We start from the raw sequence: 21,281 nt of genomic DNA, 5'->3' as shown, positions 1-21,281 counted from the left end.
CGTAGGCGCACCCTTGACGGAGTGTCAATGCATTGCGGACACTGGGCACTTGCCGGAACGGGGCCCCGGCAGAAGATCGCGCAAAGGGTGGGGATTCGACCTCCGAACGAGAGGCTGACCCTGCGATGAACCGACTGCTCGCCGCCGCCCTGACCGTCGCGGCAGGCGCCGTGCTCGCCCTCGGCGCCTGTCTGGGCGTCGTCGCCCTCCTGAACGCCACCCCGGACCAGCCGAACGTGCCGCTCGTGACGTACGAGACGGCCGGCCGGGAGCATTGAGGGTGCCCCCCGTTCCGTCCGTCGGACCCGCGACCCACAGCGCCGTGCGGCCCGAGCGCTCGGCCTGGCGCGATGTGCCCCGGCTCCAGGTGAAACGGTTCGCCGGGCTCGCCATGGCCGAGGCGCCCGCCCTCGCGGAGGACATCCTGCGGGAGATCCGCCGCGAATACCCCCACTTACCCCTCGTGCTCGACGAGTCCGGCGAGCCCATGGCGCTCGTCGGCATCCGCAGAGCCATCGAGGGCTTCGTGCAGCTCCAGCTCGCCGACGCGGAGGACCGGCCGCGCTCCCACCCGGCCGTCTTCCAGGAGTTCGGCCGCGGCCAGAGCCTGCACGGCCGCAGCCTCGACTCCCTCCAGGCCATGTACCGCCTCGGCGTCCGCCTGGCCTGGCGCCGCCTCGCCGAACTCGGCCAGCGGGCCCTCATCCCGCCGCCCGCCATGTACGAACTCGCCGAGTCGGGATTCGAGTACCTCGACGGACTCGTCGACCAGTCCGTACGCGGCTACGCCGAGGCCGCCGCCCGGCAGGCCGGCGAACGCCTGCGCCTCCAGCGCAAACTCATCGACCTGCTCCTCACCGAGCAGACCGAACACCCCGACCACCCCGGCCACCCCGAACGCGGCGCCGCCGCTCCGCCCGACCCCGCGCGGGCCCTCGCCGAACGGGCCTCCCGGATCGGCTGGCCCCTGCCCGGCCGGGTCTCCGTCGGAGTGCTCCTGCGCCCCGCGCGCGAGGCGGTCGCACCCGCCGTCGGGCAGGGCGTGCTCCTCGACATGGAGACCGAGCAGCCCCGCATGGTCGTGCCCGACCCCGACGCGGCGGGCCGCCCCGAACTCCTGCGCCGCGCCATGGCCGGCTGGTCGGGCGCTATCGGCCCGCCCGTGCCGCTGTCGGACGCGGCGAAGTCCCTGCGCTGGGCCGAGGCCGCGGTCCGGCTCGTGGAGCGCGGGCTGCTCCCGGCGGGCGAGGTGCTCCACTGCACCGAACACACCCAGGCCCTCGTGCTCCTCCAGCCCGAGGAGCTCATCGACGACCTGTCGCGCCGCGCGCTCGCACCCCTCGCCCACTGCGGCCCCACCCACGCCCGCCGCATGGCCGACACCCTCCTCGCCTGGCTGGAGACACGCGGCGGCGCCCCCGAGGTGGCCGCCCGCCTCGGCGTCCACCCACAGACCGTCCGCTACCGGCTGCGCCAGATCCGTGAGCTGTGGGGCGACGAGATCGACGACCCGGACCGCCGCTTCGAGCTGGAACTGGTGTTGCGGGCACGTCGGTTGAGGGATCTGCCCGGCGGACCGTGACCGGCCGTCAGTCCTTCGGGCGTCGGCGGGCCTGCCGCACCTCGCGGTCGACCGCCCATGGGTCCGACACCGGGCCCAGGTGCCCGAGCTTGTCGGGGTTGATGACCAAGCGGAAAATCTGGATCTGCACGTCGAGCGTGACGGTGCTGAGGACCCTGCCGTCCCGGTCGCGCGGGATGGCGCCCCGCACCCCGTCCGTCATCCCCCTAAGACCCCCTGAGACGATCAGGCCCTCTCGGCTGTGACACGCGTACGGGGCGTGTGAGCGCCGTCACAGAGCCGCGGACCGGTGCGCGGGGTCGCCCCCGGGCCATTGCCCCCTCAATGCCGCTGTGAGTAGCCTATGTTCGCGATACCGATCGACTGTTGAAATTTCGAACATAGAGAGGGGGCCGGCCGTGGGGCGTCTCGTACCCGCCGTGACCCGGGCTCTCGACATACTCGAGCTGTTCCTGGACGGGGACGGCACCCTGTCCGCCCCGGACATCGTCCGCAAGCTCCAGCTGCCCCGCACCACGGTGCACGAGCTGGTCACGACGCTGGCTGCCCGCTCCTACATCGTGACGGTGCCGGGCGAGCCCGGCCGGTACCGCCTCGGTGTGCGCCCGTACCAGCTCGGTAGCCGGTACGCGGAGCAGCTCGACCTCGCCGCCGAGGGCCTGCAGGTCGCCCGCGAGGTCGCCGAGACCTGCGACGAGACCGTGCACGTGGCGATCCTCGAGGGCACCGACGTCATCTACATCGCGAAGGTCGACAGCACCCACGCCGTGCGGATGGTCTCCGCCGCGGGGCGCCGCCTGCCGGCGCACTGCACCTCCGTCGGCAAGATGCTCCTCGCCTCGCTGCCGCAGCCCCAGCTGGCGGCCCGCGTCCCCGACGATGCCGAGCTGGTGGCGATGACGGAGAACAGCATCACCGACCCGGCCGTCCTGCGCGAGGCCCTCGCCGGTATCCGGGAGCGCGGTGTCGCCGTCGAGAGCCGCGAGTCCAATCCGGACGTCAGCTGTGTCGCCGCCCCCGTGCGCGACCGCTCCGGACGGGTCGTCGCCGCGCTCTCCGTGTCGGTGCCGATGATCCGGTGGAGCGCGCCGCGCGAGGGCGAGCTGGCGCAGCTCGCCGTGAAGGGCGCCGCCGACCTGTCGGAGCGGCTCGGGTACCGGGGGGCCGACCGATGAGGCCGGAGGTGGCCGTCCGTGCGGAGGCCACGCTCGGGGAGGGGCCCACCTGGGACGCAGAGGCCGGCCGGCTGATCTGGGTCGACATCCTCGGCAGCCGGGTCCACACGTACGAACCCACGACCGGCCGCCGCACGGTCATGGCCACCGAGCAGCACGTGGGCGCCGCCAAGCCGCGGGCCGGCGGCGCGGGACTCGTCGTCAACCTCCGTGACGGCATCGGCCTGTACGGGCCCGGCGGCAAGGACTTCCGCTGGCTGCACCGGGACCCCGTGCCGGGCCGGCGCGGCAACGACGCCGCCGTCGCCCCCGACGGCTCGCTCTGGGCGGGCAGCATGGCGTACGACGAGACGCCGGGCGGCGGCAACCTCCTGCGGATCGCGCCCGACGGGACCACCACCGAGATCCTCGGCGACGTCACGGTCAGCAACGGCACCGGCTGGAGCCCCGACGGCACCCTCATGTACTACGTCGACACCCCGACGCGGCGCATCGACGTCTTCGATGTGGACGCTCCGCACGCCGTGCGCCGACGGGAGTTCGCGGTCGTCGAGGAGGGGGCGGGGCACCCCGACGGGCTCACCGTCGACGCCGACGGCTGTGTGTGGGTCGCCCTCTGGGATGGCTCGGCGCTGCGCCGCTACACCCCGTCCGGCGTGCTCGACCGCGTCGTGGAGCTGCCGGTGCAGCGCCCCACCGCCTGCGCCTTCGGCGGCGCGGACCTCACCGACCTGTACGTCACGTCGGCACGCGTAGGTCTCGACACCCCGTCCCCGTACGCCGGTTCGCTGCTGGTCCTGCGCGACATGGGCCGCGGTCTGGCGCAACCCGCGTTCGAGGGCTGAGCCCGGAGCGAGCGTTGCGAAGGTGCGGGACCCCCACGCGGGTGAGGGTCCCGCACCTTTGTGTTGCGCAACCCATTGACGCGGCCGCGTCCCGAACCTACGGTCCGTTCGAAGTTACGAGCACCATTCGGTATATCGAACAGTAGGGCAGGGAATGGGACGACCTGGCCTGAACCGCAGGCAACTCCTGGCCGGAATCGGCGGGTTGACGGTGGCGGGCAGCTTCGGCTTTGCGGCACTGGGCACGGGCGCCGACGCGCTCGCCTCCAGCGCGAGCACACGCGTGCGCTACTGGAACCTCTTCAGCGGCGGCGACGGCTACAACATGATCGCGATGCTGGACTCCTTCCGTAAGGAGCACCCCGGCATCGACGTGAAGGACTCGACCCTCCAGTGGGGCAGCCCCTTTTACACCAAGCTCGCCATGGCGGCGGCGGGCAACCGCGCACCGGACCTCGGCGTCATGCACCTGGGCCGCGTCACCGGGTTCTCTCCCGGCCGCCTCCTGGACCCCTGGGACGTCGGCCTGCTCGCCAAGTACGGCGTGAAGGAAGCCGACTTCAACCCCGCGCTGTGGAAGCGCGCCGTCATCGACGGCCAGCTCTACGCCCTCCCGCTCGACATCCACGTCCAGCTCTGCTTCTACCGCAAGGACGTACTCAAGAAGGCCGGCCTGCTCGGCGACGACGGGCGGATCGTGCCGGTCACGTCCACCGACGAGTGGTTCGACGTGCTCAAGAAGGCGAAGAAGGCCACCAAGAAGGGCCTGCAGACCATCGGGATGTGGGCCAGCGACCAGAACTTCCAGTGGTGGTTCTTCGTCGCCTTCTACACCCAGCTCGGCGGCACCTGGTTCAACGCCGACGACACCGAGGTCACCTTCGACACCGACAAGGCCACCCAGGTCCTGGAGTTCATGCGCCGGCACATCACCGATGGTTACTCCAACCCGGGCTTCGCGGGCGGCGCCGGAGCCGAACAGTTCATCAACGGCTCCCCGTTCTGCTGGGAGGGCAACTGGTCGGTGCCGGTGTTCTCCGGGGCGAAGATCGAGTACGGCGCGACCCCGCTGCCGCCCGTCTTCGGCAAGCAGGCCACGCACGCCGAGTCGCACTCCTTCGTGCTGCCGCACCAGGCGGAGCGTGGCGGCGCCGCGAACGAGGGCGCCCACCAGCTCGCCGCGTACGTCGTCAAGCACGCCCGGCAGTGGGCTGCCGGCGGACACATCCCCGCGTACACGCCGACGCTGTCCACGGCCGCGTACAAGAAGCTCAGCCCGCAGAACGAGTACGTCTCCGCCATGGACCACCAGGCGACCGAGCCGAAGGTGTGGTTCGCGGGCTCCACCGGCATCCTTGCCCAGCGTGTCGGCCCGATCGTCGTGTCCTCGATGCTGGGCTCCGCCAAGCCGGAGGCCGCCGCCCGCCGCATGAAGGGCATGCTCACCGAGCTGCTCGCCTCGAAGAACCCCATGGACGGCAAGACCGCAGCGCAGGGAGGTGCGGTCGCATGACGACGACCAGCCCACAGACCGTCCTCGCGCCCGCCCGCGCGAGAACCGCCGCCGACAGCGCCACGGCCCGCCGCAAGCAGGGCTTCCAGCATGGGGGCTGGTTCGTCGCCCCGTTCCTCGTCCTGTTCGCGCTCTTCGTGATCTGGCCGCTGCTGCGCGGCGTCTACCTCAGCTTCACGGACGCCAACATCTCCGGCGACAGCGCGGGCTTCATCGGCCTCGACAACTACCGCGAGGCCCTGCACGACCAGTTGATGTGGGACTCGCTCGGCCACAGCGCCTACTTCACGCTGCTCGTCGTGCCGTGCATCACGGTCCTCGCCTTCCTCCTCGCGATGCTCGCCCACCACATCGAGCGCGGCAAGTGGCTGTGGCGGCTGTGCTTCTTCATGCCGTTCCTGCTGCCCTCCACCGTCGCGGGCAACCTGTGGCAGTGGCTGTTCAACCCCGGTACGGGCATGGTCAATTACCTCTTCGGCCTTGAGACGCCGTGGCTGACCGACAAGTCGTACGCGATGCTCGCCGTCGTCATCACCACCCTGTGGTGGACGGTCGGCTTCAGCTTCCTGCTCTACCTCGCCGCCCTCCAGGGCATCCCCGCGCACCTCTACGAGGCCGCCAAGCTGGACGGCGCGAACGCCTGGCACCGCATGGTCCACATCACCCTGCCCATGCTGCGCAACATCACAGGGCTCGTGATCGCGCTCCAGATCCTCGCCTCGCTCCAGGTCTTCGACCAGGCCGTCGTGATGCAGGACTTCGGCCCGGGGCCGGAGGGATCGACCCGCACCTTCGTGCAGTACACCCTCGAAGAGGGCTTCACCAGCTACCGCGTGGGCTACGCCTCCGCCATCTCCATCATCTTCTTCGTGATCATCGCGGCCGTCGCCCTCGCGCGGATGTGGCTGCTGCGCAACCGTGAGGAGGGCGGCCGATGACCACCGACGCCGCGCAGATCCGTATCAAGTCCCGTACGCGCACGCCCTGGTCGCCGAGCCAGATCGTGCTCACCCTCATCGGTGTCGCCGTCTCCGCCGTCTTCCTGGCGCCGCTCGCCTGGGCCCTGTTCACCTCCCTCAAGTCGGAGACCGAGGCCGTCGAGGTGCCGACGCACTGGCTGCCGAAGCACTGGACGGGCCAGGCCTGGAAGGCCCTCTTCGAGACCGGCAACATCACCAACTGGTTCGTGAACTCGCTCGTCGTCTCGGTGTGTGTGACCGCCGTGGTGCTGCTGGTGAGCGCGCTCGCCGGATACGGCCTCGCCCGCACCGAGTTCAAGGGCAAGCCGGTCCTGATGGGCGTGGTGATGGCGGGCCTGATGGTCTCGCCCGCCGTCCTCGGCGTGCCGCTGTTCACCACGGTCCAGCAGATGGGGATGGTCGACACGTACTGGGGCATGATCCTGCCGCAGTGCGCCCCGGCCGCGATGGTCTACATCCTCTACAAGTTCTTCCAGGGCATCCCCAGGGAGCTGGAGGAGGCCGCGTTCATCGACGGCGCCGGACGGTGGCGGGTCTTCTTCACCATCGTCGTGCCACTCGCCCGGCCCTCGCTCGCGGCGGTGGGCATCTTCACCTTCATCGCGTCGTGGAACAACTTCCTGTGGCCGTACATGGTCACCAACAACCCCGACCTGATGACCATGCCGAACGGCATCGCGACCGTCATGAACTCGTACGGCATCCAGTGGGCCCAGCTGATGGCCGGCGGCCTGATGGCGGGCCTGCCCCTGATCGTCGTCTTCGTCTTCTTCCAGCGGCAGATCGTGGCGGGCGTGGCCCACACGGGATTGGCGGGACAGTGACACTGCGCAGAAGTCTCGCGGCGACGGCGACGGCCGCCTTCCTCGCGCTGCTGCCCCACACGGCCCAGGCAGCGGAGAGCTACCCGGACCCGCAGCCGATCACCGGCCAGCAGATCATCCATGACCCGACGGTCATCAAGCTCACGTCCGGCCAGTACGTCGCCTATTCGACCGGCGGCGTCATCGGAGCCCGCCTCTCGAAGGACCGCGTCCACTGGACCGACGAGGGCAACGCCTTCGCCGCACCGCCGAGCTGGTGGTACGAGTACAACGACACCGGCGACCCCTGGGCCCCCGACATCTCCTACCGCGACGGCACGTACTGGCTCTACTACGCCGTCTCGTCCTGGGGCACGAACCACTCGGCGATCGGCGTCGCCACCTCCGCCTCTGGCCTCCCCGGTACGTGGACGGACCACGGCAAGGTGTTCAGCTCCGGGACCACCGACACCTGGAACGCCATCGACCCGGCGGTCGTCCGGGCCGACGGGAGACTCTGGATGAGCTTCGGCTCGTACTGGTCCGGCATCCGCATGGTCGAGCTGGACTCGCGGACCGGCAAGGCGATCGAGGGCGCGACCGTCCACCACCTGGCGACCCGCCCCGACGCCCCGTACGCGGTCGAGGGCCCGGCCGTCGTCCACCACGACCGCTACTACTACCTCCTCGCCTCGTACGACGCGTGCTGCTCCGGCGTGAACTCCACCTACAAGATCCGGGTCGGCCGCTCGACGTCGGTCACGGGTCCGTACGTGGACGAGGCCGGCACCCCGCTCCTGGAGGGCGGCGGCACCCTGCTCCTCGCCGGGCACGGCCGGTTCGTCGGCACGGGGGGCGAATCCGTCTTCCGCGACAAGGGGCGTGACGTACTCGCATACCACTACTACGACGCCGGCGACTCCGGCACCCCCAAGCTCGGCCTCAACGAGCTGAGCTGGGGCAAGGACGGCTGGCCGGCCGTCCGCTGACTCGATCAACGTACGTAATCCGGAACCCTGAGGAAGACATGACCCGCACCGCACGCTTCGCTCTCGACCCCGCCTTCACGGTCGGCACGGTCGACCCCCGGCTCTTCGGCTCCTTCGTGGAGCACCTGGGCCGCTGTGTCTACACCGGCATCTTCGAGCCGGACCACCCCACCGCCGACGAGGCGGGCCTGCGCACCGATGTCCTCGATCTCGTACGGGAGCTGGGCGCCACCGCCATCCGCTACCCGGGCGGCAACTTCGTGTCGGGCTACAAGTGGGAGGACTCGGTCGGCCCCGCCGAGGAGCGCCCGCGCCGCCTCGACCTGGCCTGGCGCACGACGGAGTCGAACCGCTTCGGCCTGTCCGAGTACATCGCGTTCCTGAAGAAGGTCGGCCCGCAGGCCGAGCCGATGATGGCGGTGAACCTCGGCACGCGCGGCGTCGCGGAGGCCATCGAACTCCAGGAGTACGCCAATCACCCGGCGGGCACGGAGCTGTCGGACCGCCGCATCGCCCACGGCGACAAGGACCCCTTCGGCATCAGGCTCTGGTGCCTGGGCAACGAGATGGACGGGCCGTGGCAGACCGGCCACAAGACGGCCGAGGAGTACGGGCGGCTCGCCGCCGAGACGGCGCGCGCGATGCGCCAGATCGACAAGGACGTCGAGCTGGTCGCCTGCGGCAGCTCGGGCCAGGGCATGGACACGTTCGCCGAGTGGGAGGCGAAGGTCCTCCAGGAGACCTACGACCTGGTCGACTACATCTCGCTGCACGCGTACTACGAGGAGCACGACGGCGACCGGGACTCCTTCCTCGCGTCGGCGGTGGACATGGAGTCGTTCATCGAGAACGTCGTCGCGACGTGCGACCACGTGGGCGCGCGCCTCAAGTCGAAGAAGAAGATCAACCTCTCCTTCGACGAGTGGAACGTCTGGTACATGTCGCGCACGAACGCCGAGGTCTCCGCCCTCGACTGGCCCGAGGCCCCCCGCCTCCTGGAGGACGTCTACTCGGTCACCGACGCGGTCGTCTTCGGTTCGCTCCTGATCGCCCTGCTCCGCCACGCGGACCGCGTCACGGTGGCCTGCCTGGCCCAACTCGTCAACGTCATCGCCCCGATCATGACCGAGCCCGGCGGCCCGGCCTGGCGCCAGACGACGTTCTTCCCGTTCGCGGCGGCGTCGCGGTACGGGCGCGGCGAGGTCCTCGACGTACGCGTGTCAGGACCGACGTACGACACGAAGCGCCACGGCACCGCGGACCTGCTGCACGCGACGGCGGTCCGCGCGGAGGACGGCACCGTCACCGTCTTCGCGGTCAACCGCAGTCAGACGGAGCCCATGCCACTCGAAGTGGCCCTCCACGGCATGGAGTTGACTGAAGTCGTCGAACACTCGGTGCTCGCCGACGCCGACCCGGACGCCCGCAACACGCTCGCGGAGCCTGAGCGGGTGGCGCCGCATGCGGCGGCACCGGGCACGACGGTCGAGGACGGCACGCTCAAGGCGACCCTCGAGCCGCTGTCGTGGAATGTGATCCGGCTCGGCTGATCCACGGCGTCGGACGCTGAGTGGCCGGAGGGGATGTCCCCCTCCGGCCACTCAGTGCCATTCAGGGGATGGTTACACGCCCGGCGACAGAACCGCCCGTGAACGTACGTCTGCTGAGCTGCAACTGACGTCCCCATAGGGCTCGGTGAAGTCAATGCGAAGGGGTGGAGGAAAAACACCGGCCTCGCCCGTGGTTGTCACGGGCGGGGCCGGGGGATTTGGGTGAGGGCGGTCAGGCGCAGAACGAGTGCACCGTCGTCGTCCGGTACGTCTCGCCCGGGCGCAGCACCGTCGACGGGAACGCCGGTTGGTTCGGCGAGTCCGGGAAGTGCTGCGTCTCCAGGCACAGGCCGTCGCCCTGCCGGTAGGTGCGCCCGGAGGGGCCGGTGAGTGTGCCGTCGAGGAAGTTGCCGGAGTAGAACTGAACGCCCGGCTGATCCGTGGCGATCTTCAGAGTGCGGCCGGAGGACGGGTCGCGCAGCGTCGCGAAGTGCACGGGCCGCGCCGTGATCCCCTTGTCGAGGACCCAGTTGTGGTCGAAGCCCTTGGCCGTGACCAGCTGCGGGTGCGCGGTGCGGATGTCACGGCCGATCGGCTTCGCGGAGCGGAAGTCGAACGGAGAGCCCGCGACCTTCGCTCGCTCACCGGTCGGGATGAGCCCCGAGTCGGTGGGCGTGTAACGGGAGGCGGCGAGGGTGAGTTCGTGGTCGTAGATGCCGCCGCTGCCCTCACCCGCGAGGTTGTAGTACGTGTGGTTCGTCAGGTTCACGACGGTCGCCTTGTCCGTCGTAGCCTCGTAGTCGATGCGCCAGTCGCCGCTCGCCCCGAGGGTGTACGTGACCGTCACCCTGAGCGTGCCCGGGTAGCCCATCTCGCCGTCGGCCGACGTGTAGTGCAGCTTCAGGCCGACGTCGGAGCCGGAGGTGAAGTCCTCCACGTCCCACACCCGCGTGTTGAAGCCCTTCGCCCCGCCGTGCAGGGAGTTGACCCCGTCGTTCACGGAGAGCTGGTACGTCGTGCCGTCGAGGGTGAACCGGCCGTTCGCGATGCGGTTGCCATAGCGGCCGATCGTGGCACCGAAGAACGTGGTCCCGGCGACGTAGGCCTCGATGGTGTCGTAGCCGAGGGAGACGTTCGCGTACCGGCCGTGGCGGTCCGGTATCTCCAGAGACTGGATGATGCCGCCGTAGGAGAGGACCTTCAGGCGGGTGCCGCCGTTCTCCAGGGACCAGCGGTAGATCCTTGTGCCGTCGGCGAGCTTGCCGAAGAGCTCCTTCACGGGCCTCCTGCTTCCCGAGGCGGAGGCGGAGGCGGAGGTTGAGGCGTGGGCTGTTCCGCCCAGCGCGGTGGCTGCTGCACCGGCCGCGGCGGCCGATGCGAGGAGAGTGCGTCTGCTCAGTTCCATGTGCGGCTCCCTGAAAGGGTGGGGCCCCGCCGGGCTTTTGCCGGCGGGGCCGAGCTGACTTACGAACCGACCTTGCGCTTGTTCCACACGTCGAAGCCGACCGCCGCGAGCAGCACCAGGCCCTTGATGACCTGCTGCCAGTCGGTGCCGACGCCGACGAGGTTCATGCCGTTGTTGAGGACGCCGAGGACCGTGCCGCCGATGATCGCGCCGAGCACCGTGCCGACGCCGCCGCTCATCGACGCGCCGCCGATGAACGAGGCGGCGATCGCCTCGAGTTCGAAGTTGACGCCCGCCTTCGGCGACGCGGCGTTGAAGCGAGCCGCGAAGACGAGGCCGGCGAGCGCCGCCATCATTCCCATGTTGAGGAAGACCGCGAAGGTGACCTTCTTGTCCCGGACGCCGGAGAGCTTCGCCGCCGGCAGGTTGCCGCCGATCGCGTACACATGGCGGCCGATCACCGCGTTGCGCATCACATAGCCGAAGGCGACGAGGAGCGCGGCCAGGACGATGAGGACCACGGGCGCGCCCTTGTAGCTGGCGAGCAGCAGCGTGAAGACGAGGACGGCGGCGACCAGCGCGGTGAGCTTCAGCGCGAACATCTTCGCGGGCAGCACGTCGAGCGCGTACTCCTGCTGACGCCGGCGGTCGCGCACCTCCTGCCACACGACGAGGGCGATGAGCGCGAGGCCGAGGAGCAGGGTGAGGTTGTGGTAGTTGGTGTCGGGGCCTACCTCGGGCAGGAAGCCGTTGGCGACCTTCTGCAGCCCTTCGGGGAACGGGCCGAGCGTCTGCCCCTTGAGGAAGATCTCCGTCAGACCGCGGAAGAGCAGCATGCCCGCGAGGGTCACGATGAACGACGGTATGCCGAGATAGGCGATGAAGAAGCCCTGCATGGCGCCCGCCAGCGCGCCGATGACGAGGACCGCGACCGCGGCGACCGGCCACGACCAGTGGTGCGTGACCATGAGCACCGCGGCGAGTGCGCCCGTGAACGCGGTGATGGAGCCGACCGACAGGTCGATGTGGCCCGCGATGATGACGATCATCATGCCGATCGCCAGGATCAGGATGTAGCTGTTCTGCAGCACCAGGTTCGAGACGTTGCGCGGCAGCAGCAGGTCGCCGCCCGTCCACACCTCGAAGAGGATCACGATCAGGCCGAGGGCGAAGAGCATCCCGTACTGCCGCATGTTGCGGCGCATGCCGTCGATGATCAGCCCGCCGAGGCCGCCCTCGCCCCCGGAGTCCTTCGGGGCCGGGACGCCGGCCGGCGACTCGGCCTTCAGGTTCGTACTCATCGTGCCTACCTCTTGTCCTTGGTCATGTGCCGCATCAGCACTTCCTGGGTGGCCTCCGCTCGCGGGACCTCACCGGTGAGCCGTCCGGCCGACATCGTGTAGATCCGGTCGCACATGCCGAGCAGCTCGGGCAGTTCGGAGGAGATGAAGACAACGGCCTTGCCCTCGGCGGCCAGTTGGTCGATCACCGTGTAGATCTCGTACTTCGCGCCCACGTCGATGCCGCGGGTCGGCTCGTCGAGGATCAGCACATCGGGCCCCGCGAAGATCCACTTGCTGAGGACGACCTTCTGCTGGTTGCCGCCCGAGAGCCGGCCCACCGGCTCGGAGACGTTGGGCGCCTTGATGTTCATGGACTTGCGGAAGCCCTCGGAGACCTTGCGCTCCTCGTGCTCGTCGACGACCCCGCGCCGGGTGACCTTGCGCAGTGCGCTCAGCGAGATGTTGCGGTTGATCGACTCGATGAGGTTCAGGCCGTAGTGCTTGCGGTCCTCGGTGACGTACGCGATGCCGTGCCCGACCGCCTCGGGGACCGTGCGGGTGCGGATCTCGGCGCCGTCCTTGAGGACACTGCCGCCCGCGTACTTCCCGTAGGCCCGGCCGAACACACTCATCGCGAGTTCCGTGCGGCCCGCGCCCATCAGCCCCGCGATGCCGACGATCTCCCCGCGGCGCACGTTCAGGGACACCGAGTCGACGACCTTGCGCTGCTGGTCGATGGGGTGGAAGACGGTCCAGTCGCGGATCTCGAGGGCCGGCGCCGCGGTGAGGTCCTGCGGGTGCGGGGTGCGCTCCGGGAAGCGGTGGTCGAGGTCGCGGCCGACCATGGCGCGGATGATCCGCTCCTCGGTCGTCTCGGCGGCCTTCACGTCGAGCGTCTCGATGGAGTGCCCGTCGCGGATGACCGTCACCGAGTCCGCGACCCGGGCGATCTCGTTCAGCTTGTGCGAGATGATGATCGAGGTGATGCCCTGACCCTTCAACTCCAGGATCAGATCGAGGAGTTTGCCGCTGTCCTCGTCGTTGAGCGCGGCCGTCGGCTCGTCGAGGATGAGCAGCTTCACCTCCTTCGACAGGGCCTTGGCGATCTCGACCAGCTGCTGCTTCCCGACGCCGATGTCGGCGACACGGGTCTGCGGGTGCTCGTTCAGACCGACCCGCCGCAGCAGCTCCGTGGCGTGCTTGAGGGTCTCGCCCCAGCTGATCACGCCCCGCGTGGCGTGCTCGTTGCCGAGGAAGATGTTCTCGGCGAGCGAGAGGTAGGGCACCAGGGCGAGCTCCTGGTGGATGATCACGATGCCGCGCTTCTCGCTCGCCCCGATGTCCTTGAACCGGCAGGGTTCGCCCTCGAAGAGGATCTCCCCCTCGTAACTGCCGTGCGGGTGAACGCCGCTGAGGACCTTCATCAGCGTCGACTTCCCGGCGCCGTTCTCCCCGCAGACGGCGTGGACCTCGCCCGCGCGGACGCTCAGAGAGACGTCCGCGAGCGCCTTGACGCCGGGAAAGGTCTTGACGATCGAGCGCATTTCCAGGACGGGTCCCGCCATGGTCGTGCCTTTCTGCTCCGTTGTGGAACCGGATGTGAACCGGTGGTGTGGGCGGGCTACTTGAGGTCGCTCGCCTTGATGTAGCCGGTGTCGATGAGCTCCTTCTGGTAGTTGCTCTTGTCGACGCTCACCGGCTGGAGCAGATAGGACGGCACGACCTTCTTGCCGTTGTTGTACGACGTGGTGTCGTTGACCTGCGGCTTCTTCCCCTTCAGCACGGCGTCGACCATGCTGGAGGCGACCTTGGCCAGCTGCCGGGTGTCCTTGTAGACGGTCTGGGTCTGCTGGCCCGCGACGATCGACTTCACCGAGGCGACCTCGGCGTCCTGCCCGGTGACGACGGGCAGCGGCTTGCTCGCGGAGCCGTAGTCGTCGGACTTGAGGGCGGACAGGATGCCGATCGAGATGCCGTCGTACGGGGAGAGGACGGCGTCCACCTTGGCCGAGGAGTACGACGACGTGAGCAGGTCGTCCATGCGCTTCTGAGCGGTGCCGCCGTCCCAGCGCAGCGTGGTGACCTTGTTGAGCGCCGTCTGGCCGGACTTGACCACGAGCTGCTTCTTGTCGATGTAGGGCTTGAGCACCTTCATCGCGCCGTTGAAGAAGTACTTGGTGTTGTTGTCGTCGTTCGAGCCCGCGAACAGCTCGATGTTGAAGGGGCCCTTCTTCGAGCCGTCCTTCAGGCCCAGCTTCTCGACGATGTACGTGCCCTGGAGCCGGCCGACCTTCTCGTTGTCGAAGGAGGCGTAGTAGTCGACGTAGGGGGAGTTGAGCAGGAGGCGGTCGTAGGAGATGACGGGAATGTTCGCGTCATGGGCCTCCTTGAGGACGTTGGAGAGCGCGTCGCCGTTGATCGCGGCGATGACCAGCGCGTCCACGCCCTGCGTGATCATGCCTTCGAGCTGCTGGACCTGCTGGTCGACGTCGTCCTCGCCGTACTGGAGGGTCGTCTTGTAGCCGGCGTTGTGCAGCGTGGTGACCATGTTCTTGCCGTCGGCTATCCAGCGCTCGGACGACTTGGTCGGCATGGCGATGCCGACAGTCATCTCCTTCTTGTCCTTCGACTCCTTGCTGCCGCCTTCACCGCTCTGCCCGCAGGCGGTCAGGGCGAGGGCGAGAGCGGCGGCTCCCGCCACGGCGGTCACGGCACTTCTGCGGTTGCGCATGGTCATCAGTCCTTGTCGGTCACGTCGTGGGAGCGGAAACGGTCAGCGGGAAACGGTCGAGAGCACCCGGCAGCCGCGAGCCGAGCGGCGACATGCCGCCGTTCGCGCCGTGCCGGGCCAGCAGGTCGAGCGCGAGCCGGCCGCGGCGCACGCGCTCACGGGCGGTGTCGAGAGTGACGTCGCGCAGATGGGCGCCGTACGGGTAGATGGCGGGGGCCTTCGCGAGCCCGAACTTCAGATACAGCGGCGCCCCGCGGCGGATCAGCTCCGCGATCTCGTACATCCGCACATAGCCGCCGAGGTCGTCCGGCGCCTCGACGTACAGGTCCATGGGTGCGGCGGAGACCCGGCGGATCTCGGTGAGGTGAGCCAGCGTCAGGTCGCTCGGCACATTGAGCGAGTCGGCACCGAGCCGCTCGAACACGGCGTAGGAGGCCGGGTTGACCGGCCCGATGAGCGCGGAGACCTTGAGCGTGGTGTCACGGGGAATCACCCCCTGCTCGCGGGCCCGGTGCAGGGTCCACAGCACGCCCTCGTCGGCGACGAGCAGGCACTTCACGCCCAGCTCCGTTGCCCGGACGGCGTCTTCCACGCATCCGGCGACGGCGTCGTGGCCACGGGCACGCAGGCCGGCGCCGCGCGAGTCGGTGCGCACGGAGGCGCCGGTGTCCCAGGTGCCGCGCGGCCCGGTGAACAGGCACAGCTCGATGTCCCGCTCGGCGGCCGACTCGACCATCTCGGTGATCTCGGCGTCGGTGAGCATCCACACGCCGCTGCCCTGGCTTATCCGGTGGACCGGCACGTCGAGGCGCGAGGCCTCCTTGAGTACGACGGCCAGCGCCTCGGGCCCCTCGACGGACGGGATCTCGGTGCGCCAGGTGCCGCCGTCGGGGAAGGCGTGCGGGGAGGTGTCGGCGTCGGCGGTGGAGGGGGCGGACAGGCCCAGGGCCGCGAGGGCGGGTTCGCCGGGGCGGCGGGGAGAGGGGGAGTCGGTCACGGGCAGTCCTTCATGTTCGATGTTGTTCGGTATTTCGAACCAAGTTCGGATCGGTGGGTGCGGGCCCGCCCGGAACGTGCCGGGAGGCAGGAGCCAGGGCTTACGAGAGGCCCTGGGGAAGCAGCAGCACCTTGCCCACCTTGCGGTCACCGGATCCCACCAGCTCGATGCCGTACGGGAATTGATCCAGCGGCAGCTCGTGCGTCACCAGCGGCAACGGATCGAGCAGCCCCGCGCCGAAGACCCGCACGGCATGCGCCCAGGCGGCCGGCGGCGCCCCGAACACGGTCCGCACCTCCAGCTGCCGCACGACGAGGCCGGTCGGATCGAGCCCCGCCGCACCGGGCGCCGGGAGCCCGGTGAGGACGAGCCGTCCCCCGCGCCGCAGCAGCGACGCCGCGGTACGGGCCGAGTCCGCGGACCCGGCGGTCTCGATCACCACGTCGAAGTCGCCGGGCAGCTCCTGGCCGGGCGTACGGAAGTCCGTCGCACCGAGCTGTTCTGCAAGGGGGGCCCGTTCGGGCCGTGTGTCGACGGTGAGGAGTTCGGCGGGGGAGCCCGCCGCGAGGAGCTGCACGGCGAGCATGCCGAGGGTCCCCGCGCCGACGACCGCGACGCGTTCGCCCGGCCGTGCGTCCGCCTTGAGCGCGGCGGCGGCGACGCAGGCCGCGGGTTCGAGCAACGCGGCCGCCGTCAGGTCGGCGTCGTCCGGCAGGACGTGCAGGAGCCGGGCGGGCAGGGTGAGGGTGGCGGCCATGGCGCCGGGCTGCGTGAACCCGGTCTCCTCGTACCCGGCCGTGCACAGTGTGGTCTCGCCCGCGTGGCACCGGTCGCAGACCTGGCAGTTGCGAAAGCCCTCGCCGACGACCTTCCTGCCGACGAGCGACTGCGGCGTGCCCGGCCCGACGGCCTCGACGGTGCCGGACCACTCGTGCCCCGGAGTGAGCGGGTACCGCACGTACCCCTCGGGCCGGTTGCCCTGGTACACCTCGCGGTCGCTGCCGCAGATTCCCACGGCGTGGACGCGGACCAGCGCCTCACCGGCGCCCGGCGGCGTCGGCTCGTGAGGGACGATCCGGTACGCGCCCGGCGCCTCGACGACGACCGCGACGCTCATGACGTCCCCTCCGGGCGGCGCTGCTCCCAGCCCTCCGCCCACAGGTCGAACCGCGCCTGCTGCTGCGGGAATTCGGCCGCCGCGTCCACGTCGAGCTCGACCCCGAGGCCCGGTGCGTGCGACAGCTCGAAGCACCCGGTCTCCGGATCGACCTGCGGCGCGCCCTTCACGACCTTCTTGATGGCCGCGTCCGCGAAGTCGTTGAAGTGCTCCAGAACCTTGAAGTTCGGTGTGGAGAAGCCGACCTGGAGCGAGGCTGCGGTCAGCACGGGACCGCCCACGTTGTGCGGCGCGACCAGCACATAGTGGGACTCCGCCGTCGCCGCCAGCTTCCGCGTCTCCCAGATGCCGCCGATGTGGCCGACGTCCGGCTGGATGATGTCCGCGGCCTGGCTCTCGAACAGTTCACGGAACTCGATCCGGTCATGGATCCGCTCACCCGTGGCGACCGGGATGTCCACCCTCGCGGCCACCTTCTCCAGCGCCTTGAGGTTCTCCGGCGGCACCGGCTCCTCCAGCCACGCGGGCTTGAAGGGAGCGAGATCGCGCGCCAGCCGGATGGCGGTGGAGGGCGAGAACCGGCCGTGCATCTCCAGCATCAGCTCGGCGTCGGGCCCGATCGCGTCGCGCACCGCCTCGATCAACGACACGGCGTACAGGCTCTGTTCGTGGTCGAGCTCGTAGTGCCCGGTCCCGAAGGGGTCGATCTTCAGCGCCTTGTACCCGCGCTCGATCACGGCCTGCGCCGCCTTGTGGTACGCCTCCGGGGTGCGCTCGGTGGTGTACCAGCCGTTCGCGTACGCCTTGACCCGGTCCGTCACCTTGCCGCCGAGCAACTGCCACACCGGCACACCGAGCGCCTTGCCCTTGATGTCCCAGCAGGCCATCTCGATGACCGCGATGCCGGACATCACGATCTCTCCGGCCCGCCCGTAGTCCCCGTACTTCATGCGCCGTACGAGGTCCTCGGTCGCGAAGGGGTCCGAGCCGACGATGTGGTTGGCCTGGGCCTCCTTCAGATAGCCGACGAGCGCGTCGGTGTGGCCGAGCATCCGGGTCTCGCCGACCCCGGTGATCCCCTCGTCGGTGTGCACCTGGACGTAGGTCAGGTTGCGCCAAGGCGTCCCGACCACGTGTGTGCTGATTCCAGTGATGCGCACGGCAGTTGCCCCCTGCGACGTTCGATATTTCGTCATGCGTTCGAAATCCTGGCGTGACAGTAAGGAGGTGCGCGCGGGGTGTCAATGGTTTGCGCACCAGGTTGCCCGGTACGCCGTGCACAGAAGCCGTATGGAGGGTCAATTCTTCGGAACACGCAGTTCCGCACAGAACATTCACAGCCCCGGCTTTTTCCGTTACCGGCGCGGCGCCTAGCCTCCATGCGTCATGGATTACTGCCACCCGTGCCGAAGGCACCTCAACGGCGCCCTCGCCTGCCCTGGGTGCGGCACGCCCGCCGAAGCCTGCCGCGAGCACGCGGAGGCGCTCGCGGCGCAGGAGTCGGCCGAGAACGCCGGCGCCTCCTACGCCGACGAACCCACGCACACCCGCCGCTCCCGCAGGGAACGCCGTGAGCGCGGCGCCCGCAGGGCCCATCGGCGCCGGCGCAACAAGATCGTGATCGCCGCCGCGGGGCTCGCGCTCGCCGCGGGCGGCCTCAGCTTCGCGGAACTCGGCACCGAGTCGTCGGCGGACGGGGACGGGCGGGGCTCGTCCACGTCGGCCGAGGAGGCCGCCGACCAGGAGGCCGAGGCTGCCGCGTCCTCGGCGGCCGCCACCCCGACCGGCGCCGCCGCGGACGAGGCGGACCCGCAGGCGTCGAGTGCCTCGGCGTCCCCCTCCGCGTCCGCGTCGGAGTCCAAGGACGCGAAGAAGGGCAAGGAGACGGAGGGGGTGAAGGAGGGGACCGAGGGCCGCGCCGCCTCCGTGCCAGCCGCCACCCCGACGCCGCACACCCCGACCGGCCCCGGCACGCCCGCCCCCGGTCCCACCACGACACCGCCGCCCCCGCCGCAGCCCACCCCGACGAAGACGTGCGACCGCTTCCTGTGGTGGTGCACCTAGTCGTGGTGCACCTAGGGGTGTCCGGCGGGAAGGTGCGGCCGACGTCAGACCGTCATGTCGTTCACCTGAGGGTCGTCTCTCGTGGCCGGCGTCAGGCCCTGGCGTCGCCGTCCAGCATCATCTTGGCGAGGAGCCCGCGCAGCGCCACCCGCTCGTCGTCGGTCAGCGAGGTGATGGCCCCGCGCGCGAAGCGCAGGTTCCCCTGCACGCCGCGCGCCATCCGTACACCCTCTGCCGTCGGCGCGGCCAGCTTCACGCGCCGGTCGGCCGGGTCGGGGCGGCGCTCGACGAGGCCGCGCGCTTCCAGCCGGTCGATGAGCCCGGTGATGTTCGACGGCTCACAGTTCACCTGCTGGGCTATGCGCCGCATGGGCATCGGCTCGCGCGAGAGTAGATCGAGAACCCGCGCCTGCGCCGCGGTGAGGCCCTGGCCCGAGGCGGCCTGCTCGTACTCCTTGTAGTGACGCGAGACCAGCGCGCCGATCAGCTCGACCACGTCGGCTGTCACCGGGTCGGCGGTCACGGGATCGGCGGTCACGAGGTCGTCTGTCACGAGGTCGTCTGTCACGGGTTTCCGGGCGGAGCTGCTGGCGGCCATGTACTCCAGAGTACCCATTTACTTGACACTATGAAATATCGAGGAGCATGGTTGTTTCAGTAAGTGAAGCAATCAGGAGGCTCCCGCCATGTCTGTCGACACCCCTCAGATCCCCGCCACGAGCCGCGAGTGGCAGCTGACCAGCCGCCCGGTCGGCTGGCCCAAGCCCGAGGACTTCCAGCTCAGCGAGGTGGAGATCGCCCAGCCCGGCCCCGGCCAGGTGCTCGTCAAGAACCTGTACGTATCCGTGGACCCGTACATGCGCGGCCGCATGAGCGCCGCCAAGTCGTACGTCGCCCCGTACGAGCTCGGCAAGGCGATGCAGGGCGGCGCGGTCGGCGTGGTCGTCGCCTCGAACGACGAGGGCGTGGCCGTCGGTGACCACGTGCTGCACTTCAACGGCTGGCGCGAGTACGCCACCTTCGACGCCAAGCAGGCCGTGAAGGTCGACCCGGAGGCCGCGCCCCTGTCGACGTACCTCGGTGTCCTCGGCATGACGGGCCTGACGGCGTACGCGGGTCTCCTGCGCACCCTCTCCTTCAAGGAGGGCGACACGGTCTTCGTCTCCGGCGCGGCCGGTGCCGTCGGCAGCCAGGTCGGCCAGATCGCCAAGCTCCTCGGTGCGGGCCGCGTCGTCGGCTCGGCGGGCTCGGCCGAGAAGGTCAAGCTCCTCGTCGAGGAGTACGGCTTCGACGCCGCTTTCAACTACAAGGACGGCTCCGTCTTCGAGCAGCTCAAGGAGGCGGCCCCCGACGGCATCGACGTCTACTTCGACAATGTCGGCGGCGACCACCTCGAAGCGGCGATCGGCCGGCTCAACCGCGACGGACGCATCGCGATCTGCGGCGCGATCTCGGTCTACAACAACACCGAGGCCGCCCCCGGTCCGCGCAACCTGTCCCGCCTGATCCAGACCCGCGGCCGGATCGAGGGCTTCCTCGTCGGCGACCACTACGACCTCCAGCCGCAGTTCGTGCAGCAGGTCGGCGCCTGGATCCGCTCCGGCGAGCTCAAGTACCGCGAGACCGTCGTCGAGGGCATCGAGAACAACCTGGAGGCGTTCCTCGGGGTTCTGCGCGGCGACAACATCGGAAAGATGATCGTCAAGCTGGGGGAGTGACCCCAGTCACGCTCGATCCTTCCGGGATTCGGTAATCTCTTTCCGCCTACCGGATCGAATGAGGGAGTACGGGATGCCCATCCAGCAGTCGGACGTCGTCTACACCGCCGTGGCCACCGCGGAGAACGGCCGTGACGGCCGCGTCTCCACGGACGACGGCAAGCTCGACGTCGTCGTGAACCCGCCCAAGGAGCAGGGCGGCAGCGGCGCCGGCACCAACCCGGAGCAGCTGTTCGCCGCGGGCTACAGCGCCTGCTTCCAGGGCGCGCTCGCCGTGGTCGCCCGCCAGGAGAACGCCGACATCTCCGGCTCGACCGTCACCGCGCACGTGGGCATCGGCAAGAACGACGACGGCTTCGGCCTCATCGTCGAGATCGCCGCCAAGATCCCGAACGTGGACGAGGCCACCGCCAAGTCCCTGGTCGAGAAGGCCCACCAGGTGTGCCCGTACTCCAAGGCCACCCGCGGCAACATCACGGTCACGCTCTCCGTCTGAGCGGCGCGACCCGCCCCCGGCCCGCACCCCGCG

At 69.7% G+C, this 21,281-nt stretch carries 20 protein-coding genes and 1 pseudogene; 12 read left to right on the top strand and 9 right to left on the bottom strand.

Annotated features, from left to right (window positions below; all coding sequences use genetic code 11):
* The first annotated feature begins 125 nt into the window (after positions 1-125).
* Positions 126-278, top strand: a complete 153-nt coding sequence (locus tag ACY0PA_RS15530; protein WP_473085183.1) for a hypothetical protein — start codon at positions 126-128, stop codon at positions 276-278.
* A gap of 2 nt (positions 279-280) precedes the next feature.
* On the top strand, positions 281-1,582 hold the full coding sequence (locus ACY0PA_RS15525) for a PucR-like N-terminal domain-containing protein (protein WP_473085182.1): 1,302 nt from the start codon (positions 281-283) through the stop codon (positions 1,580-1,582).
* 7 nt (positions 1,583-1,589) lie between these two features.
* Here the strand turns inward: ACY0PA_RS15525 and ACY0PA_RS15520 are convergent.
* Positions 1,590-1,778: pseudogene (locus ACY0PA_RS15520) on the bottom strand (RNA polymerase subunit sigma-24); the annotation flags it as partial.
* A 202-nt stretch (positions 1,779-1,980) separates the two neighbouring features.
* On the opposite strand from ACY0PA_RS15520, the gene ACY0PA_RS15515 reads away from it, so the two are divergent.
* The 7 genes from ACY0PA_RS15515 to arfA all read left to right on the top strand — a co-directional run bounded on the left by ACY0PA_RS15515 (position 1,981) and on the right by arfA (position 9,437).
* Positions 1,981-2,757, top strand: coding sequence for an IclR family transcriptional regulator (locus ACY0PA_RS15515; RefSeq protein WP_473085181.1), 777 nt, complete (start codon positions 1,981-1,983; stop codon positions 2,755-2,757).
* Complete coding sequence (locus tag ACY0PA_RS15510; protein ID WP_473085180.1) at positions 2,754-3,602, top strand: SMP-30/gluconolactonase/LRE family protein; 849 nt, start codon at positions 2,754-2,756, stop codon at positions 3,600-3,602. Before ACY0PA_RS15515 ends, ACY0PA_RS15510 begins: the two co-directional genes overlap by 4 nt.
* A 154-nt stretch (positions 3,603-3,756) precedes the next feature.
* Positions 3,757-5,115 (top strand): extracellular solute-binding protein, encoded by a 1,359-nt coding sequence (locus ACY0PA_RS15505; RefSeq protein WP_473085179.1) that lies wholly within the window; start codon positions 3,757-3,759, stop codon positions 5,113-5,115.
* Complete coding sequence (locus ACY0PA_RS15500) at positions 5,112-6,053, top strand: carbohydrate ABC transporter permease (protein WP_473085178.1); 942 nt, start codon at positions 5,112-5,114, stop codon at positions 6,051-6,053. The genes ACY0PA_RS15505 and ACY0PA_RS15500 overlap by 4 nt, the downstream gene beginning before the upstream one ends.
* Positions 6,050-6,919, top strand: coding sequence for a carbohydrate ABC transporter permease (locus ACY0PA_RS15495; RefSeq protein WP_473085177.1), 870 nt, complete (start codon positions 6,050-6,052; stop codon positions 6,917-6,919). The genes ACY0PA_RS15500 and ACY0PA_RS15495 overlap by 4 nt, the downstream gene beginning before the upstream one ends.
* Positions 6,916-7,887, top strand: a complete 972-nt coding sequence (locus tag ACY0PA_RS15490) for an arabinan endo-1,5-alpha-L-arabinosidase (RefSeq protein ID WP_473085176.1) — start codon at positions 6,916-6,918, stop codon at positions 7,885-7,887. The genes ACY0PA_RS15495 and ACY0PA_RS15490 overlap by 4 nt, the downstream gene beginning before the upstream one ends.
* Positions 7,888-7,925: 38 nt before the next feature.
* Positions 7,926-9,437 (top strand): arabinosylfuranosidase ArfA, encoded by a 1,512-nt coding sequence (arfA, locus tag ACY0PA_RS15485; RefSeq protein ID WP_473085175.1) that lies wholly within the window; start codon positions 7,926-7,928, stop codon positions 9,435-9,437.
* Between the two features lie 232 nt (positions 9,438-9,669).
* Here the strand turns inward: arfA and ACY0PA_RS15480 are convergent, their stop codons facing one another.
* The 7 genes from ACY0PA_RS15480 to ACY0PA_RS15450 all read right to left on the bottom strand — a co-directional run bounded on the left by ACY0PA_RS15480 (position 9,670) and on the right by ACY0PA_RS15450 (position 18,130).
* Positions 9,670-10,842 (bottom strand): aldose epimerase family protein, encoded by a 1,173-nt coding sequence (locus ACY0PA_RS15480; RefSeq protein ID WP_473085174.1) that lies wholly within the window; start codon positions 10,840-10,842, stop codon positions 9,670-9,672.
* A gap of 59 nt (positions 10,843-10,901) precedes the next feature.
* Positions 10,902-12,143 carry a multiple monosaccharide ABC transporter permease gene (gene mmsB / locus ACY0PA_RS15475; protein ID WP_473085173.1) on the bottom strand — a complete coding sequence of 414 codons (1,242 nt, stop codon included), beginning with the start codon at positions 12,141-12,143 and terminating at the stop codon, positions 10,902-10,904.
* Positions 12,144-12,148: 5 nt separating this feature from the next.
* The gene (gene mmsA, locus ACY0PA_RS15470) at positions 12,149-13,675 is read right to left on the bottom strand and encodes a multiple monosaccharide ABC transporter ATP-binding protein (protein WP_473086328.1); all 1,527 of its coding nucleotides are present in this window, start codon (positions 13,673-13,675) and stop codon (positions 12,149-12,151) included.
* Between the two features lie 71 nt (positions 13,676-13,746).
* The gene (gene chvE / locus ACY0PA_RS15465) at positions 13,747-14,856 is read right to left on the bottom strand and encodes a multiple monosaccharide ABC transporter substrate-binding protein (RefSeq protein ID WP_473085172.1); all 1,110 of its coding nucleotides are present in this window, start codon (positions 14,854-14,856) and stop codon (positions 13,747-13,749) included.
* Between the two features lie 19 nt (positions 14,857-14,875).
* The gene (locus ACY0PA_RS15460) at positions 14,876-15,853 is read right to left on the bottom strand and encodes a hypothetical protein (protein ID WP_473085171.1); all 978 of its coding nucleotides are present in this window, start codon (positions 15,851-15,853) and stop codon (positions 14,876-14,878) included.
* Positions 15,854-15,953: 100 nt separating this feature from the next.
* Entirely contained in the window at positions 15,954-16,970 is a 1,017-nt protein-coding gene (locus tag ACY0PA_RS15455) for a zinc-dependent alcohol dehydrogenase (protein WP_473085170.1), read from the bottom strand.
* Complete coding sequence (locus ACY0PA_RS15450) at positions 16,967-18,130, bottom strand: mandelate racemase/muconate lactonizing enzyme family protein (RefSeq protein WP_473085169.1); 1,164 nt, start codon at positions 18,128-18,130, stop codon at positions 16,967-16,969. The genes ACY0PA_RS15455 and ACY0PA_RS15450 overlap by 4 nt, the downstream gene beginning before the upstream one ends.
* 226 nt (positions 18,131-18,356) lie before the next feature.
* On the opposite strand from ACY0PA_RS15450, the gene ACY0PA_RS15445 reads away from it, so the two are divergent.
* Positions 18,357-19,034, top strand: a complete 678-nt coding sequence (locus ACY0PA_RS15445; protein WP_473085168.1) for an SCO2400 family protein — start codon at positions 18,357-18,359, stop codon at positions 19,032-19,034.
* Between the two features lie 91 nt (positions 19,035-19,125).
* Here ACY0PA_RS15445 and ACY0PA_RS15440 read toward each other — a convergent pair whose 3' ends face one another.
* On the bottom strand, positions 19,126-19,632 hold the full coding sequence (locus ACY0PA_RS15440) for a MarR family winged helix-turn-helix transcriptional regulator (RefSeq protein WP_473085167.1): 507 nt from the start codon (positions 19,630-19,632) through the stop codon (positions 19,126-19,128).
* 88 nt (positions 19,633-19,720) lie between these two features.
* On the opposite strand from ACY0PA_RS15440, the gene ACY0PA_RS15435 reads away from it, so the two are divergent.
* Positions 19,721-20,752, top strand: coding sequence for an NADP-dependent oxidoreductase (locus tag ACY0PA_RS15435; protein ID WP_329573524.1), 1,032 nt, complete (start codon positions 19,721-19,723; stop codon positions 20,750-20,752).
* 73 nt (positions 20,753-20,825) lie between these two features.
* Positions 20,826-21,248, top strand: a complete 423-nt coding sequence (locus tag ACY0PA_RS15430; protein ID WP_356272711.1) for an organic hydroperoxide resistance protein — start codon at positions 20,826-20,828, stop codon at positions 21,246-21,248.
* The last annotated feature ends 33 nt before the right edge of the window (positions 21,249-21,281 follow it).

It is taken from the genome of Streptomyces sp. DS1-CR2 (assembly GCF_055760475.1).
This window is presented reverse-complemented; position numbering and strand designations above follow the sequence as displayed.